Origin of the sequence: Streptomyces tremellae, assembly GCF_039540215.1 — a bacterium.
GTDB classification, from domain to species: Bacteria; Actinomycetota; Actinomycetes; order Streptomycetales; family Streptomycetaceae; genus Streptomyces; species Streptomyces tremellae.
This window is the reverse complement of sequence record NZ_BAABEP010000058.1, coordinates 1-15,161: the sequence shown is the minus strand read 5'-3', so window position 1 is coordinate 15,161 and position 15,161 is coordinate 1. Positions and strand designations below refer to the sequence as shown.

The window sequence follows — 15,161 nt, the reverse complement described above, 5'->3', positions numbered from 1 at the left end:
TCGCTGAATCGTGGACAATCTGATTGCGCTGCTGGTGGCGGCGCCCTTGCTGGGGGCCGCTGTGCTCCTGTGCGGTGGCCCTGCCCTCGACCGGGTGGGCCACTGGCTCGGTACGGTGCTCGCCGCCGCGTCCTTCGTCATCGGGGCTGTGCTCTTCGCGGACATGCTGGGCAAGGGGGCCGGCGACCGGGCCCTGCACCAGCACCTGTTCACCTGGGTGCCGGTCGCGGGCTTCAAGGCCGACATCGGCTTCCAGCTCGACCAGCTCTCGATGACGTTCGTCCTGCTGATCTCCGGCGTCGGCACCCTGATCCACCTCTACTCGGTGGGCTACATGGCGCACGACGAGCGCAGGCGCCGGTTCTTCGGCTATCTGAACCTCTTCCTCGCGGCGATGCTGCTGCTCGTCCTCGCCGACAACTACCTGCTGCTGTACATGGGCTGGGAGGGCGTAGGACTCGCGTCGTACCTGCTGATCGGGTTCTGGCAGCACAAGCCGAGCGCGGCGACGGCGGCGAAGAAGGCGTTCCTCGTCAACCGCGTCGGCGACCTGGGCCTGTCGATCGCGATCATGCTGATGTTCACCACGTTCGGCACGTTCTCCTTCGGGGGCGTGTTCGGCGCGGCGGGCCAGGCGACGGAGGGCAAGCTCACGGCGGTCAGCCTGATGCTGCTGCTCGCGGCGTGCGGCAAGTCGGCGCAGGTGCCACTCCAGTCGTGGCTCGGTGACGCGATGGAGGGCCCTACCCCGGTCTCCGCGCTGATCCACGCGGCGACGATGGTGACGGCAGGCGTCTACCTGATCACTCGCTCCGCCGACCTGTTCAACGGCGCGCCCACCGCGCAGTTGGCGGTGGTGGTGGTCGGTGCGGTCACGTTGGTCTTCGGTGCGGTCGTCGGTTGCGCGAAGGACGACATCAAGAAGTCCCTCGCGGGATCGACGATGTCGCAGATCGGCTACATGATCATGGCCGCGGGCCTGGGCCCGATCGGGTATGTCTTCGCGATCATGCACCTGGTGACGCACGGCTTCTTCAAGGCGGGCCTGTTCCTCGGCGCCGGTTCCGTGATGCACGGGATGAACGACGAGGTCGACATGCGCAAGTACGGCGGCCTGCGGAAGTACATGCCGGTCACGTTCGTCACGTTCGGCCTCGGCTATCTCGCGATCATCGGCTTCCCCGGCCTGTCCGGCTTCTTCTCCAAGGACAAGATCATCGAGGCGGCCTTCGCCAAGGGCGGCACGGAGGGCTGGATCCTCGGCTCGGTCGCGCTGCTGGGCGCCGCGATCACCGCGTACTACATGACGCGGATGATGCTGATGACGTTCTTCGGCGAGGAGCGGTGGCGCGACACCGCGACCGCCTCGCCCGACGCGCCGGACGCCGAGCCCGCGGCCCAGGAGCGCGGCCCGCACGAGGAGCCGCTTCCGCACGAGTCGCCGTGGATCATGACGGTCCCGATGATCGTCCTCGCGGTCGGCTCGGTCGGCGCGGGTGCCTTCTTCGGCATCGGCGACCGCTTCCTGCACTGGCTCGAACCCGTCACCGGCCACAGCGAGGGCCACTCGCCGGTCGGCGCGGGCGTCGTCACGACCGCGACCATCGTGCTGCTGCTCGTCGGCGTCGGCATCGCCTACCTCCAGTACGGCAGGAAGCCGGTGCCGGCCGCCGCGCCGCGCGGTTCGCTGCTCACCCGGGCCGCCCGCCGCGACCTGCTCCAGGACGACTTCAACCATGTGGTCCTGGTGCGCGGCGGCGAGCACCTCACCCGCTCGCTGGTCTATGTCGACCACACGCTGGTGGACGGGGTGGTCAACGGGACGGCGGCGTCGTTCGGCGGGCTCTCCGGGCGCCTGCGCAAGGTGCAGAACGGCTATGCGCGCTCGTACGCGCTCTCGATGTTCGGAGGTACGGCAGTGATCGTCGCCGCGACCCTGTTGATGAGGGCGGTGTGAGTGCGATGTCGTTCCCCTGTCTGACGGTCACGGCGGCGCTGCCCGCGGCCGGGGCCATCGCCACCGCGGCGGTCCCCGCCGCCCGGCGCACGGCCGCCAAGTGGACGGCGCTGCTGTTCTCCGTGGCGACACTGGTGCTCGCGGCCCTCGTCGTCGTCCGGTTCGACCCGGGCGGCCCCGGGCCGTTCCAGCTCACCGAGTCGCACACCTGGATCAAGGACTTCGGTGTCGGCTACGACCTGGGCGTCGACGGCATCGGGGTGGCGCTGCTCGCGCTGACCGCGCTGCTGATCCCGTTCGTGATCCTGGCCGGCTGGCACGACGCCGACCCCCTGGAGGCGGCGGAGCCGAACCGCAGGTGGCGCCCGACGCAGGGCTTCTTCGCGCTGATCCTCGCGGTCGAGGCGATGGTGATCCTCTCCTTCGAGGCCACCGACGTCTTCCTCTTCTACCTGCTGTTCGAGGCCATGCTCATCCCGATGTACTTCCTCATCGGCGGCTTCGGGGACCGGGCGCACGCGGGCGGTGACGAGGCGGCGGCCACCCAGCGCTCGTACGCGGCGGTGAAGTTCCTCCTCTACAACCTCGTCGGCGGGCTGATCATGCTGGCCGCGGTGATCGGGGTGTACGTGGTGGCGGGCACCTTCTCGCTCACGGACATCGCGCACCTGCGGGCGACGGGCGACCTGTCGATGGCGACCTCCACGGAGCGCTGGCTCTTCCTCGGCTTCTTCTTCGCGTTCGCGGTGAAGGCGCCGCTGTGGCCGGTGCACACGTGGCTGCCGAACGCGATGGGCGAGGCGACCGCGCCGGTCGCCGTGCTGATCACGGCGGTGGTCGACAAGGTCGGCACGTTCGCGATGCTCCGCTTCTGCCTCCAGCTGTTCCCCGAGGCGTCGAAGTGGGCGACGCCGGTGATCCTGGTGCTCGCGCTGATCAGCATCGTCTACGGAGCACTCCTCGCGGTCGGCCAGCGGGACATCAAGCGGCTGATCGCGTACGCGTCGATCTCGCACTTCGGCTTCATCATCATGGGCATCTTCGCGATGACCAGCCAGGGCCAGTCCGGCGCGACGCTCTACATGGTCAACCACGGCATCTCGACGGCGGCGCTGATGCTGGTCGCCGGGTTCCTGATCTCGCGGCGCGGCTCGCGCCTGATCGCGGACTACGGCGGGGTGCAGAAGGTCGCGCCGGTCCTCGCGGGGACGTTCCTGATCGGCGGGCTCGCCACGCTGTCGCTGCCGGGCCTCTCGCCGTTCGTCAGTGAATTCCTCGTCCTGGTCGGCACGTTCAGCCGGTACCCGGTGATCGGGATCATCGCCACGGTCGGCATCGTGCTGGCCGCGCTGTACGTCCTCGTCCTCTACCAGCGCACGATGACGGGTCCCGTGAAGGCGACCGTCCAGGGCATGCAGGACCTCAAGGTCCGCGAGCTGGTGGTGGTCGCGCCGCTGATCGCGCTGCTGATCTTCCTCGGCGTCTACCCCAAGCCGCTGACCGACATCGTCGACCCCGCGGTCCACCAGACCATGTCGCAGGTCGACAGGACCGATCCCCACCCCCAGCTGGAGGCGTCCCGATGAGCGCGCCCGCTGTCCACAGCCTGTGGACGACGATGGCGGCCGACCCGCTCGGCACCATCCCCTCGCCCCACATCGAGTACGGCCAGATCTCCCCCGTGCTGATCGTCGCGGGCGTCGCGATGGTGGGCGTCCTCTTCGAGGCGTTCGTGCCGCGCAGGGCCCGCTACCACGCCCAGGTGATCCTCGCGGTCCTCGGGCTCGCCGCCGCGTTCGCCGCGGTGGTGGCGCTCGCCTCCGACGGGTACGGCAGCGCGTCGAAGGCGCACATCGCGGCGGAGGGCGCGGTCGCGGTCGACGGGCCCGCCCTCTTCCTCCAGGGCACGATCCTGCTGACCGCGGTCGTCGCGGTGTTCACCTTCGCCGAGCGGCGGCTCGACCCGGCGGCCGGGGCGCACCGCGTCGACTCCTTCGCCGCCGAGGCGGCCGCGGTGCCCGGCAGCGACGCGGAGAAGGCCGCGACCCGAGCCGGGTTCACCACCACCGAGGTGTTCCCGCTGGTGATGTTCGCGGTCGCGGGCATGCTGGTGTTCCCCGCGGCCAACGACCTGCTGACGCTGTTCGTCGCCCTTGAGGTGTTCTCGCTGCCGCTGTACCTGCTGTGCGCGGTGGCCCGCCGCAAGCGCCTCATGTCGCAGGAGGCAGCGGTCAAGTACTTCCTGCTCGGCTCGTTCTCCTCGGCGTTCCTGCTGTTCGGGATCGCCCTGCTGTACGGGTACGCGGGCTCCGTCACGTACGCGCAGATCGCCGACGTGGTCGACGGCACCGTGCGCAGCGTGGACCCGGCGCTCGCCGGCACCATGGGCAATGACGCGCTGCTGCTGATCGGCGGGGCGCTGCTGCTGATGGGGCTGCTGTTCAAGGTCGGCGCGGTGCCGTTCCACATGTGGACGCCCGACGTGTACCAGGGCGCGCCCACGCCGGTGACGGGCTTCATGGCCGCGGCCACGAAGGTCGCCGCCTTCGGCGCGCTGCTGCGCCTGCTGTACGTGGTGCTGCCGGGCCTGACCTGGGACTGGCGGCCGGTGATGTGGGGCGTCGCGATCATCACGATGGTCGGCGGCGCGATCGTCGCCATCACGCAGACCGACATCAAGCGCCTGCTGGCGTACTCGTCGGTCGCGCACGCCGGGTTCATCCTCTCCGGCGTGATCGCGGCATCGCCCGACGGCATCTCGTCGGTGCTGTTCTACCTGGTGGCGTACTCCTTCGTGACGGTCGGCGCGTTCGCCGTCGTGACCCTGGTGCGCGATGCGGGCGGCGAGGCGACGCACCTGTCCAAGTGGGCGGGCCTCGGCCGCCGTTCGCCGCTGGTGGCCGCGGTCTTCGCGATCTTCCTGCTGGCGTTCGCGGGCATCCCGCTCACCTCGGGCTTCTCCGGCAAGTTCGCGGTCTTCAAGGCCGCGGCGGGCGGGGGAGCGGTACCGCTCGTGGTGGTCGGTGTGGCCGCCTCGGCGATCGCGGCGTTCTTCTACATCCGCGTGATCGTCCTGATGTTCTTCAGCGAGCCCCGCCCGGACGGCCCCACGGTCGCGGTGCCCTCCCCGCTGACGATGGTCACCATCGCCGTCTCGGTGGCGGTGGTCCTCGTCTTCGGCCTGGCCCCCCAGTACTTCCTCGACCTGGCGAGCCAGGCGGGCACCTTCGCCCGCTGACCCGCCCGCCCGTCCCGCGGCCCGGCCACCCCCCACCGAGGGCGGCCGGGCCGCGGCGCGTTTGCCCGAGGCGCGCGGAGGCCGTGCGCGGGCCGCCGCTCCCGTGCGGCGGCCCTCCGCCGGATCGACCGCGCGCACGCACCGCTGTAAAAAAATGTCCGGGCCGGTTGGCGGCCGTGCCCGTCTTTACTGAAACGATCGACACAATCGAAAGAATTGAAACACTGTGGTGCCTGCCACGAATGGTTGCGTATTCGAGGCGGCCGAACTACCTTCTTCATTCATGCGACGGATCATTCTCCCCGGCTTTACCCCGCAGGGCGGCGTCCGGTACGGCGCGCCCTGTTGTCGCCGCTGACGTCGCATCGTGACGTGACGGGCGAGTAGGGGCCATCTGGCCCTCGGAGCCACGGAAGCGTCCTCGCCCTCCGCTGTGTCCGGCCCCTCCGGCCCTCTCTGCCCGGGAATTCATGCGTCCGGCGCCCGACGCGTCCGCGTATTCGTCTTCCCTTCTTCACCGGTGCCGGCCGCGCCTGCACAGGCCGCTCACTCAAGCCCGGCTCGCTGAATTCCCCCTCCGTATTCTCCGTGAGGAAAGGTGTGTCCAGTGGTCACCAAGTTCTCCGATTTCGGCAACATAATCCTCAACACCGACAGCTACAAGCATTCCCATCACGTGCTCTACCCGCCGGGGACGGAGTACGTGTCCAGCTACATCGAGTCCCGCGGGGGCCCGTTCCCCGCGCACCTGTTCGTCGGGCTGCAGGCGTTCATCAAGGAGTACCTGCTCAAGCCGATCACCCTTGAGGACATCGACGAGGCGGAGGTCGTCACCCGCCAGCACCAGCTGCCCTTCAACCGCGACGGCTGGCTCGGCGTCCTCAACGACCACGGCGGCTACCTCCCGCTGGAGATCGAGGCCGTGCCGGAGGGCACGGTGCTGCCTGTCCGCAACGTGCTCGTCCAGGTGGTCAACACCGACCCCAAGTACTTCTGGCTCACCAGTTTCGTCGAGACCGCGCTGCTGAGGGCCATCTGGTACCCGACCTCGGTCGGCACGCTCAGCTGGCTCTCCAAGCGCATCATCGCCCAGGCGCTGGAGAAGACCTCGGACCACCCGGAGATCGTGCGCGACCTGCTGCACGACTACGGTGCCCGCGGCGTGAGCTCACAGCAGTCCGCGGCTCTCGGCGGCCTCGCGCATCTGATCAACTTCGAGCAGACCGACACCATTTCGGGCTCGCTCGCGGCGCAGCGCTACTACAACGCCATCGCCCCCGGCGCCTCTGGGCCCAACTCGGAGCATTCCACGATGACGGCGTGGGGCCGGCAGAACGAGGCGGAGGCGTACGCCAACGCCATCCGCCAGTACCGCGGCTGGCCGGTCGTCGTCATCGTCTCCGACTCCTACGACCTCGACAACGCCGTGCACAACATCTTCGGCAAGGAGCTGAAGGAGCTGGTCGACAACCACACGGGCACGGTGTTCGTGCGCCCGGACTCCGGAGACCCCGTGCTGGTCGCCGCGGACACCGTGGAGGGCCTCATCGAGCACTACGGCCACACGGTCAACAGCAAGGGCTACAAGGTCCTGCCCGACCGGATCCGCGTGTGCCACGGGGACGGCATCACGCTGGAGTCCCTGCGCCTGATCTACGAGGAGCTCGACCGGCGCGGCCTCGCGGCGGACAACGTCTACTTCGGGATGGGCGGCGGCCTGCTCCAGCACATCAACCGCGACTCGCTGAGCTTCGCGATGAAGGCCAGCGCCGTCCGGATCGACGGGGAGTGGGCGGACATCCGCAAGACCCCCAAGACGCAGGACTCGAAGGTGTCCAAGGGCGGGCGGCTTGCGCTCCGCCAGGTCGACGGGCGGTACGAGACCGTGCGGCGCGACACCGTCCCGCCGGAGGAGAACCTGCTCGTCCCCGTCTACCGCGACGGCAGGATCCTCCGCCGCTGGGACTTCCTCGACCTGGTCGAGCGCAGCGAGCGCACCGTTCCCGAGGAGTACTACGCCGAGGTCATCGCGCCGCGTCAGGACCCGGCGGCCGCCCCGGCAGCGTAAGCCGTCCGGCGCACGGCCGGTGCGGGGCGCCGGCGGCCTGCCCGCCGCCGGCGCCCCGCACCCCCTCGGCGCCCCGCACCCCCTCGGCGCCCCGCACCCCCTCGGCGCTGCCGCACCCTTTCGGCGCTGCCGCACCCTTTCGGCGCTGCCGCACCCGCCGCACCCCCACAGGAGGACACAGACATGGCTTCCGGCCCGAGCCACGGAGTCATCCCGGCACTCGACGTCGCGACCCTCGACGACGCCCTGCGTCTCGTGGAGAAGACGACCGGGATCGACGGCATCACCGGCTACAAGATCAGTCAGAGCACGGTCCTGCGGACCGGACTGGCCGCGGCGGTCGACACGCTGCGCGGGGCGACAGGACATCCGCTCTACTACGACCACCAGAAGGCGGGACTCGACGTCCCCTCCAACGGGCCCGCCTTCGCCTCGGCCGCCGCCTCCACCGGTGTGGACGGCCTGATCCTCTTCCCGGTCGCCGGCCCGACGGCGGTCAGGGAGTTCGTCCGCGGGGCGCTTGAGCAGGGTGTGGCGCCCCTCGTGGGCGCCGCGCTGCCGCTCCCCGACTTCTTTCTCTCCGGCGGCGGATGGGTGGCGGACGACGTGCTGCTGCGCGTCGCGGAACTCGCCGTCGGCCACGGGGCGCGCGACATCGTCGTGCCCGCTCACGAACCCGAGCGGATCCGCGAGGTGACCACGGCGCTGAGCGGTACGTCTGAGGAGCTGACGTTCTTCCTGCCGGGCATCGGCGCGCTGGGCGGCACGATCCCCGAGGCGTTCGGCGCCGTGCGGGGCACGCGGGCCCACGCCATCGTCGGCCGGGCCGTGCACGCCGCGTCAGACCCCGCGGAGGCCGCTCGCCGACTGTGCGGTCAGGCACTGGAGTTCGCCGCCTGACGGCCGTTCGCACCCGGCGGCCCCCGGCCGCGGCACACCCCTTCCCTTCCTCAAGGAGCACTCCATGTCCGAACTCTTCGACCGCGAACTGCTGGAGCAGGCCTCCGAGGTGCTGCGCAGCGCCGAGCGGCTCGGTCTGCGCATCGCCACCGCGGAGACCGTGACGGGCGGGCTCGTCGCCGCCGCGCTCACGTCCGTCTCGGGAGCCTCGAACGTCTTCGAGCGCGGCTTCGTCTTCTACCACCGCACGGCGAAGGCGGCCGGGCTGGGTCTCGACCCGGCCGTCCCCGCCGAACACGGCGTGGTGAGCGCCGCGGTGACGGAGGCGCTGGCGGGGAAGCTCCTGGAGCACTCCACCGCCGACGCCGGCGTGGCGCTCACCGGCTACGCGGGCCCCACCGGCGGCAACGACAGGGACCCGGTGGGCACCGTCTACACCTCGGCGGTCCGCCGGGGCGGCCACGCGGTCACCGAGCGGCACCTGTTCGACGGAGACCGGACCCAGGTGAAGGTGCAGGCCGTCGAGGTCGCGCTGCGCCTCCTCGGCGACCGTCTGGGCCAGGAGTGAGCGGCCGGGTCGCCTCCGCCGCGGTCTTCTGCGGCCGCACCCCGGGCAACGACCCGCGCTACGAGAGCAGCGCGGCGGCGCTCGGCAAGGGCCTGGCCGCCGCGGGTGTCGAGCTCGTCTTCGGCGGGGGCGCGCACGGGATGATGGCCGCCGTCGCCGACGCGGCCCTGGCGGCGGGGGGCGAGGTGTCGGGGTTCATCCCCGAGTTCCTCGTGCAGCGGGAGGGCGTGCACCCGGGTGTGCGGCGGATCGTCCTCACCGGGACCCTGCACGAGCGCAAGAGGGCCATGTACGAGGCGGCCGACGCCTTCGTCGTCCTGCCGGGCGGCCTCGGCACCCTGGACGAGACGGTGGAGGTGATCACCTGGCGCCAGGTCGACCTCCACGACAAGCCGGTCGTCGTCGTCAACGTCGGGGGATGGGCCGACCCGCTGATCGGGGCCCTCGACGCCGCGCTCTCGCAGGGCTTCGCCGGGGCCGGGACCCAGGACCTCTTCACCGTGGTGCCCGATGCCGCCGCCGCGCTCGACCGGGTGACCGCGTCATGACGGCACTCCACCTGTTCGACATGGACGGGACACTGCTCCTGCGCAGCAGCGCCAGCCTGGAGATCGGCCGCCGTACCGGCCACCTGGCCGCCATCGAGGAGTACGAAACCGCGGCGGCGAGCGGGGCCATGGACAACCTGGCGTTCGCCCGCTCCTGTCATCCCCTCTGGCAGACCCTGACCGAGGCCGACATCGCGGCGGCCTTCGACGCCGCGCCCTGGATCGAAGGGGTGCGGGACGTCTGGGCCGACATCGAGGCGCGCGGGGAGCACTCCGCGGTCGTCTCGATGTCACCGCTGTTCTTCGTCGAGCGGCTGCTCGACTGGGGCGTGGGCTCCGTGCACGCCACCGATGTCGCCATCGGGGCACCGCTCGACCCGGGGCTGGTCCTCACCCACCAGTCCAAGGCGGTCATCGCCGCCGAACTGTGCGAGAAGTACGCGGTGCCGCCGGACGCATGCGTCGCGTACGGCGACTCCCTCTCGGACATCGCGCTGTTCCAGGCACTGCGGAACACGGTGGCGGTCAACGGGGACGAACGCATCAGGTCCCTGGCCCGGCTCTCGTACCAGGGGACGGACCTACGGGCCGCCTACCGTCTGGCGCGCACCCTGCTGGACGGTCCGCGCAGCGACCGGGAGGACGGAGCGACATGACCACACACAGCGTCGCGGCCCCCGCCCGCCGGGGCGCCGGCCCACCTACCCGAGGGGGTGGTACGGCCGCCGTCGGCCCTCCCCGCGCCAACCGATGACCGAGCCGTTCGGAGAGAGCATGACACCCGGTGACTCCCCCTCCCCACGCACTGACCCCGCCGACCGCGACAGGGACGGGGGCGCGTCGCGGCGGCCCGGTTCGCTGCGGCTGCGCCTGCTCATCGAGGTCGACATCGACGACGGGCACCGGTCCTCCGCCCCCGATCTCGTCGCCGGGGCGCTGGACGGCTGCCTGGCCGGGATTCCCGGCGTCATCGGCGTCGGGCGCCTGGTCACGGCGTCCGTACTCGGCACGCCCCACCCGGCCGGGCGGGTACGCGGGGTTTTCGACCTGAACAGCAGGGAGTTGGTGGTGGACGGCGCTGTGGCACGGCTCTCGCCACGGGAGTCCGCCGTCCTCTGCCACCTGGTGCGCAGGCCGGGCGATGCGGTCTCCCGTGAGGAACTGCGCGACGCACTCGACGACGCGGACGGGTCGCTCGGTCCGCGCGCCGTCGACGTCATCCTCTCTCGGTTGCGTGCGAAACTCCCCCTGGCGCCGCCGCCGTTGGTCACCGTGCGGGGCGTCGGCTACCGCTACAGCCCGTCGCCGCAGTTCCTGGTGCTCCACGACACCCCGTGAGCGTCCTCACGCGTCCGTCAGGGACGGGGTGATGCGCCCGGTGACCTCGCCGAGGCCGAGTGTGGTGTGGTGGGGGCCGGGGGCCCAGGCGGTGAGGGTGACCTCGTCGCCGTCCTCCAGGTAGGTGCGCTTGCCGGTGGCGAGGTCGAGGGGCTCGGCGCCGTCCCAGGTGAGTTCGAGCAGCGAGCCGCGCTGGGCGCGCTCGGGGCCGCTGACGGTGCCGGAGCCGTAGAGGTCGCCGGTGCGCAGCGAGGCGCCGTTCACCGTGAGGTGGGCGAGCTGCTGCGCGGCCGTCCAGTACATGGAGGAGAACGGCGGGTGCGCGACGGCCTCGCCGTTGACGCTGACGGTGAGGCGCAGGTCGAAGCCGCCCGGCTCCTCCTCGTCCGTGTCGTCCAGATACGGCAGCAGCGGCTCGGTGCGGGGCGGCGGCGCCACGCGCGCCGCGTCGAGCGCCTCCAGTGGGGTCACCCACGCGGAGACCGACGTCGCGAACGACTTCGCGAGGAACGGGCCGAGGGGCTGGCCCTCCCACGCCTGGAGGTCGCGCGCCGACCAGTCGTTGAGCAGGCACACCCCGAAGACATGGTCGCGGAAGGCGGACAGCGGCACGGGGAAGCCCTGCGGCGAGGGCGTGCCGACGACGAAGCCGACCTCGGCCTCGATGTCCAGCTTCGTGCTGGGCCCGAACACCGGCGCGGGGTCTGTCGGAGTTTTGCGCTGACCGGTCGGCCGTACGACATCGGTTCCTGAGACCACCACCGTGCCGGCCCGGCCGTGGTAACCGACCGGCAGGTGCTTCCAGTTCGGGGTCAGCCCGCGCCGGTCGGGGCGCAGGATGGCCCCGGCGTTGGCCGCGTGGTGCTCGTTGGAGTAGAAGTCCGCGTAGTCGGCGACCGCGTACGGCAGGTGCAGTTCCACGGCGTCCAGCGGGTGCAGCAGCGGTTCGAGCTCCGCCCGGTGGGAGGGCACGCTCACCCAGGCCGTCAGCGCCCGCCTGACGTCCCGCCACGCCGTGCGCCCCGCCGCCATCAGCGGTCCCAGGTCCGGCTGGTCGAGCAGTGTCCCGTACGGCGAGCCGAGCGCCCGCGCCGCGGCGCCCGCGTCGAGCACGCGGTCGTGCAGCCGCACTCCGACCCGCCGCCTGCCGGGCTCGTCGGCCGTGCTGAACACGCCGTAGGGGAGGTTGTGCGGTCCGAAGAGATCGTCTCCGCCGCTGCTCGGCTCGGGCATCGCTGCGCCTCGCTCTCTGTGTCGTCGGGTGCTGACACGGTACGGCGGGGTTCGTACCCACCGGGAGGCGATCTACCGGCCCTGATCGGGTGGTGCGGCCCGCGCCGCGCGCCGGGCCCGCGCGGGCGGCCCCGCGCTCCGGGGAGTCACCGGCGCCCGTCCGGTTCTGACGTCCGATCGACGAGATTGTTGCAAGAAAAGGCAATGGATTCGACATTCACACGTCGACATATTGCGGTCGCGTAAGGAGAGGATTACGGTCCCCTTGCTCGGCACAGCTCCACCGGCACAGCTCCACCGGCACGGCTCCACCGGCACAGCTCCCCGCACCTCACTGCTCCAGCCCCGCCCCACCCCCTCTGACCGTGGTGCCGCGCGTGCAGGCGCGGCACCACGTCGAAAGGAGCACGGCTCACGTGATCCACTCGATACGCGCTCTGCGCAGAGCGCTCCTCGTCTCGGCAGGCAGCACGCTGCTCGCCGCGGGCGGGATGGTCGCGGCCACGGCGCCCACGGCGTCCGCCGCACCCGCGGCCGCCACCGGCGGCAGCGGCGCCAACCTCCCTTACGCCGAGGTCCAGGCAGAGAACGCCACCACCAACGGCACCGTCATCGGCCCCAGTTACGCCCAGGGTCAGCTCGCCGACGAGGCGTCGTACCGCAAGGCGGTCACCCTCCAGGGTTCGGGCAAGTACGTCACCTTCACCACCCCGGTGGCGACGAACTCGATCGACGTCCGCTACAGCATCCCCGACACCGCGAACGGCTCCGCCTACACCGCCCCGCTCTCGCTCTACGTGAACGGCGCCAAGCAGGACGACCTCAGCCTGACCAACGCGTACAGCTGGTACTACGGCAGCTACCCCTTCACCAACTCCCCGGGCAGCAACCCGCACCACTTCTACGACGAGGTCCACCGGCTGCTGCCCCAGACCTATCCGGCGGGCACCACCTTCAAGCTCCAGGTCGACCCGGGGGACACGGCCTCCTCGTACACCGTCGACTTCGCCGACTTCGAGCAGGTCGGCGCCGCGCTCCCGCAGCCCTCCGGCTCGGTCTCCGTGACCAGCCAGGGCGCCGACGCGAGCGGCAAGGCCGACGCGACCGCCGCCTTCAACGCGGCGATCCGCGCGGCGGGCCCCGGCGGCACGGTGTGGATACCGCCGGGCACGTACGACGTCCCGGGCCACATCGCCGTCAACAACGTGACCGTCGCGGGCGCCGGCATGTGGTACTCCACCGTCACCGGCACCGCCCCCGGCTTCTACGGAAACTCGGCGCCCTCGCCCAGCACCGGCGTCCACCTGCGGGACTTCGCGATCTTCGGCCAGGTCGGCGAGCGCGACGACAACGCGCAGGTCAACGCCGTCGGCGGCGCGATGAGCAACTCATCGGTGTCGAACCTGTGGATCGAGCACGACAAGGTCGGCGCCTGGCTCGACGGCCCCATGGACAAGCTGACCCTCAGCGGCCTTCGCATCCGCGACACCACGGCGGACGGCATCAACTTCCACGGCGGCGTCACCAACTCCACCGTCACCAACAGCGACATCCGCAACACCGGTGACGACGGCATCGCCACCTGGGCCGACTCCGCGCTCGGCGCCGACGCGAACGACACCATCAGCCACAACACCGTCCAGCTCCAGATCCTCGCCAACGGCATCGCGATCTACGGCGGCCACGACAACACCGTCAGCGGCAACCTCGTGCAGGACACCGGCCTCACCCAGGGCGGCGGCATCCACGTCGGCCAGCGCTTCACCTCGACGCCCGTCGGCACCACCACCATCTCGGACAACACCCTGATCAGGGACGGCAGCCTCGACCCGAACTGGCAGTTCGGTGTCGGCGCGCTCTGGTTCGACGGCAGCCAGGGCGCGATCAACGGCCCGGTCAACGTCTCCAACGCGCTGATCCAGCAGAGCCCCTACGAGGCCGTGCAGTGGGTCGAGGGCACCGTGAGCGGCGTCAGCCTGAACAACGTCACCATCGCCGGCACCGGCACCTTCGCGCTCCAGGAACAGACCGGCGGCGCCGCGAAGTTCACCAACGTCACCGCGACCGGCGTGGGCGCGTCCGCCCCCGTCTACAGCTGCGAGGGCGGCAACTTCCAGGTCACGGACGGCGGCGGCAACTCCGGCATCAGCGGCACCCCGTACTGCGGCGGCTGGCCCGCGCCGAACTTCCCGCCCTATCCGGCGGACGGCGTCACCGCCACGCCCGGCGCGCTCACCTTCGGCTCCGTCGCGACCGGTACGACCAGCGCGGCGCAGACCGTGACGGTCGCCAACCCGACCGGCTCTGCCGCCGCCGTCTCGTCCGTCGTAGCGAGCGGCGACTTCGCCCAGACCAACACCTGCGGCTCCTCGGTCCCGGCGAAGGGCTCGTGCACGGTCTCCGTCACCTTCAAGCCGACCGCGGCCGGTGCCCGCACCGGGTCGCTGACGGTCAAGGCGGGCGGCGCCACCGACACGGTCACCCTCTCCGGCACCGGTACGGCGCCCGGCCCCGTGCTCTCCGCCGCGCCCGGCAGCCTCAGCTTCGCCGCGACGGCAGTGGGCCAGTCGGCCGCCGCGCAGACGGTGAAGTTCACCAACACCGGCACCACCGCGGCCACGGTCTCCGGTGTCACCGTGAGCGGCGACTTCTCCCAGAGCAACACCTGCTCGTCCGTCGCGGCCGGGGCGTCCTGCACCGCGACCGTCACGTTCAAGCCGACCGCGGCCGGGGCCCGTACGGGCACCCTGACCGTCAACAGCAATGCCAACAACGGCCCGACGACCGTCTCCCTCACCGGCAGCGGCATCGGCGCCACGACGAACGTCGCGGCGGGCCGCCCGGCCTCCGCGAGTTCGAGCAACAGCCCGTACGTCCCCGCCAACCTGACCGACACGGACGTGTCCTCGTACTGGGAGAGCCAGAACGGCTCCTTCCCGCAGTGGGCGCAGGTCGACCTCGGCCAGAACTTCACGGTCGGCAAGGTCACGCTGAAACTGCCGCCCGCCGCGGCGTGGAACACCCGCAAGGAGACCCTGGCCGTCCAGACGTCCACGGACGGCTCCACCTTCACCACGGCCGTGCCGTCCGCCGCCTACACCTTCGACCCGAGCGCCAACCAGAACACCGTGAACATCACCGTCCCCGGCGCCACCGCCCGGTACGTACGCGTCACCATCACCGCCAACACGGGGTGGAACGCGGGCCAGCTCTCGGACTTCGCGGTCTTCCCGAGCAGCTGAGGCGCGGGCCGCGCCGCGGGGCGCGCGATCCGCGTGCCCCGCGCCGCGCCGCCGCCGCGCCTCCCGGTG

At 71.2% G+C, this 15,161-nt stretch carries 11 protein-coding genes; 10 read left to right on the top strand and 1 reads right to left on the bottom strand.

The window, feature by feature from the left end; genetic code table 11:
- The first annotated feature begins 10 nt into the window (after positions 1-10).
- The 9 genes from nuoL (at position 11) to ABEA77_RS27675 (ending at position 10,617) form a co-directional block, all read left to right on the top strand.
- Entirely contained in the window at positions 11-1,957 is a 1,947-nt protein-coding gene (nuoL, locus tag ABEA77_RS27715; RefSeq protein WP_345653245.1) for an NADH-quinone oxidoreductase subunit L, read from the top strand.
- Between the two features lie 5 nt (positions 1,958-1,962).
- Positions 1,963-3,543, top strand: coding sequence for an NADH-quinone oxidoreductase subunit M (locus tag ABEA77_RS27710; RefSeq protein ID WP_345653296.1), 1,581 nt, complete (start codon positions 1,963-1,965; stop codon positions 3,541-3,543).
- Positions 3,540-5,195: an NADH-quinone oxidoreductase subunit NuoN gene (gene nuoN / locus ABEA77_RS27705; RefSeq protein ID WP_345653243.1), complete on the top strand. Its 1,656-nt coding sequence runs from the start codon at positions 3,540-3,542 to the stop codon at positions 5,193-5,195. The genes ABEA77_RS27710 and nuoN overlap by 4 nt, the downstream gene beginning before the upstream one ends.
- A 607-nt stretch (positions 5,196-5,802) precedes the next feature.
- A complete protein-coding gene (locus tag ABEA77_RS27700; RefSeq protein ID WP_345653240.1) occupies positions 5,803-7,263 on the top strand; it encodes a nicotinate phosphoribosyltransferase in 1,461 nt (486 codons plus the stop codon).
- A gap of 183 nt (positions 7,264-7,446) precedes the next feature.
- Positions 7,447-8,163: an orotidine 5'-phosphate decarboxylase / HUMPS family protein gene (locus tag ABEA77_RS27695; RefSeq protein WP_345653237.1), complete on the top strand. Its 717-nt coding sequence runs from the start codon at positions 7,447-7,449 to the stop codon at positions 8,161-8,163.
- 64 nt (positions 8,164-8,227) lie between these two features.
- Positions 8,228-8,731: a CinA family protein gene (locus tag ABEA77_RS27690; protein ID WP_345653234.1), complete on the top strand. Its 504-nt coding sequence runs from the start codon at positions 8,228-8,230 to the stop codon at positions 8,729-8,731.
- Positions 8,728-9,279, top strand: a complete 552-nt coding sequence (locus tag ABEA77_RS27685; protein WP_345653231.1) for an LOG family protein — start codon at positions 8,728-8,730, stop codon at positions 9,277-9,279. The genes ABEA77_RS27690 and ABEA77_RS27685 overlap by 4 nt, the downstream gene beginning before the upstream one ends.
- Complete coding sequence (locus tag ABEA77_RS27680) at positions 9,276-9,935, top strand: HAD family hydrolase (protein ID WP_345653228.1); 660 nt, start codon at positions 9,276-9,278, stop codon at positions 9,933-9,935. The genes ABEA77_RS27685 and ABEA77_RS27680 overlap by 4 nt, the downstream gene beginning before the upstream one ends.
- A 118-nt stretch (positions 9,936-10,053) precedes the next feature.
- Positions 10,054-10,617 (top strand): winged helix-turn-helix domain-containing protein, encoded by a 564-nt coding sequence (locus tag ABEA77_RS27675; protein WP_345653225.1) that lies wholly within the window; start codon positions 10,054-10,056, stop codon positions 10,615-10,617.
- Between the two features lie 6 nt (positions 10,618-10,623).
- Here the strand turns inward: ABEA77_RS27675 and fahA are convergent, their stop codons facing one another.
- The gene (gene fahA, locus ABEA77_RS27670) at positions 10,624-11,850 is read right to left on the bottom strand and encodes a fumarylacetoacetase (protein ID WP_345653222.1); all 1,227 of its coding nucleotides are present in this window, start codon (positions 11,848-11,850) and stop codon (positions 10,624-10,626) included.
- Positions 11,851-12,266: 416 nt separating this feature from the next.
- Between fahA and ABEA77_RS27665 the strand changes: the two genes are divergently transcribed.
- Complete coding sequence (locus tag ABEA77_RS27665; protein ID WP_345653219.1) at positions 12,267-15,092, top strand: choice-of-anchor D domain-containing protein; 2,826 nt, start codon at positions 12,267-12,269, stop codon at positions 15,090-15,092.
- Positions 15,093-15,161: the final 69 nt, after the last annotated feature.

Bases quoted from the DNA above. Each gene is read 5' to 3' on its own strand.
- nuoN (WP_345653243.1), top strand. From the start codon at position 3,540: ATGAGCGCGCCCGCTGTCCACAGCCTGTGGACGACGATGGCGGCCGAC.
- ABEA77_RS27710 (WP_345653296.1), top strand. From the start codon at position 1,963: ATGTCGTTCCCCTGTCTGACGGTCACGGCGGCGCTGCCCGCGGCCGGG.
- fahA (WP_345653222.1), bottom strand. From the start codon at position 11,850: ATGCCCGAGCCGAGCAGCGGCGGAGACGATCTCTTCGGACCGCACAAC.
- ABEA77_RS27680 (WP_345653228.1), top strand. From the start codon at position 9,276: ATGACGGCACTCCACCTGTTCGACATGGACGGGACACTGCTCCTGCGC.
- ABEA77_RS27675 (WP_345653225.1), top strand. From the start codon at position 10,054: ATGACACCCGGTGACTCCCCCTCCCCACGCACTGACCCCGCCGACCGC.
- ABEA77_RS27690 (WP_345653234.1), top strand. From the start codon at position 8,228: ATGTCCGAACTCTTCGACCGCGAACTGCTGGAGCAGGCCTCCGAGGTG.
- ABEA77_RS27695 (WP_345653237.1), top strand. From the start codon at position 7,447: ATGGCTTCCGGCCCGAGCCACGGAGTCATCCCGGCACTCGACGTCGCG.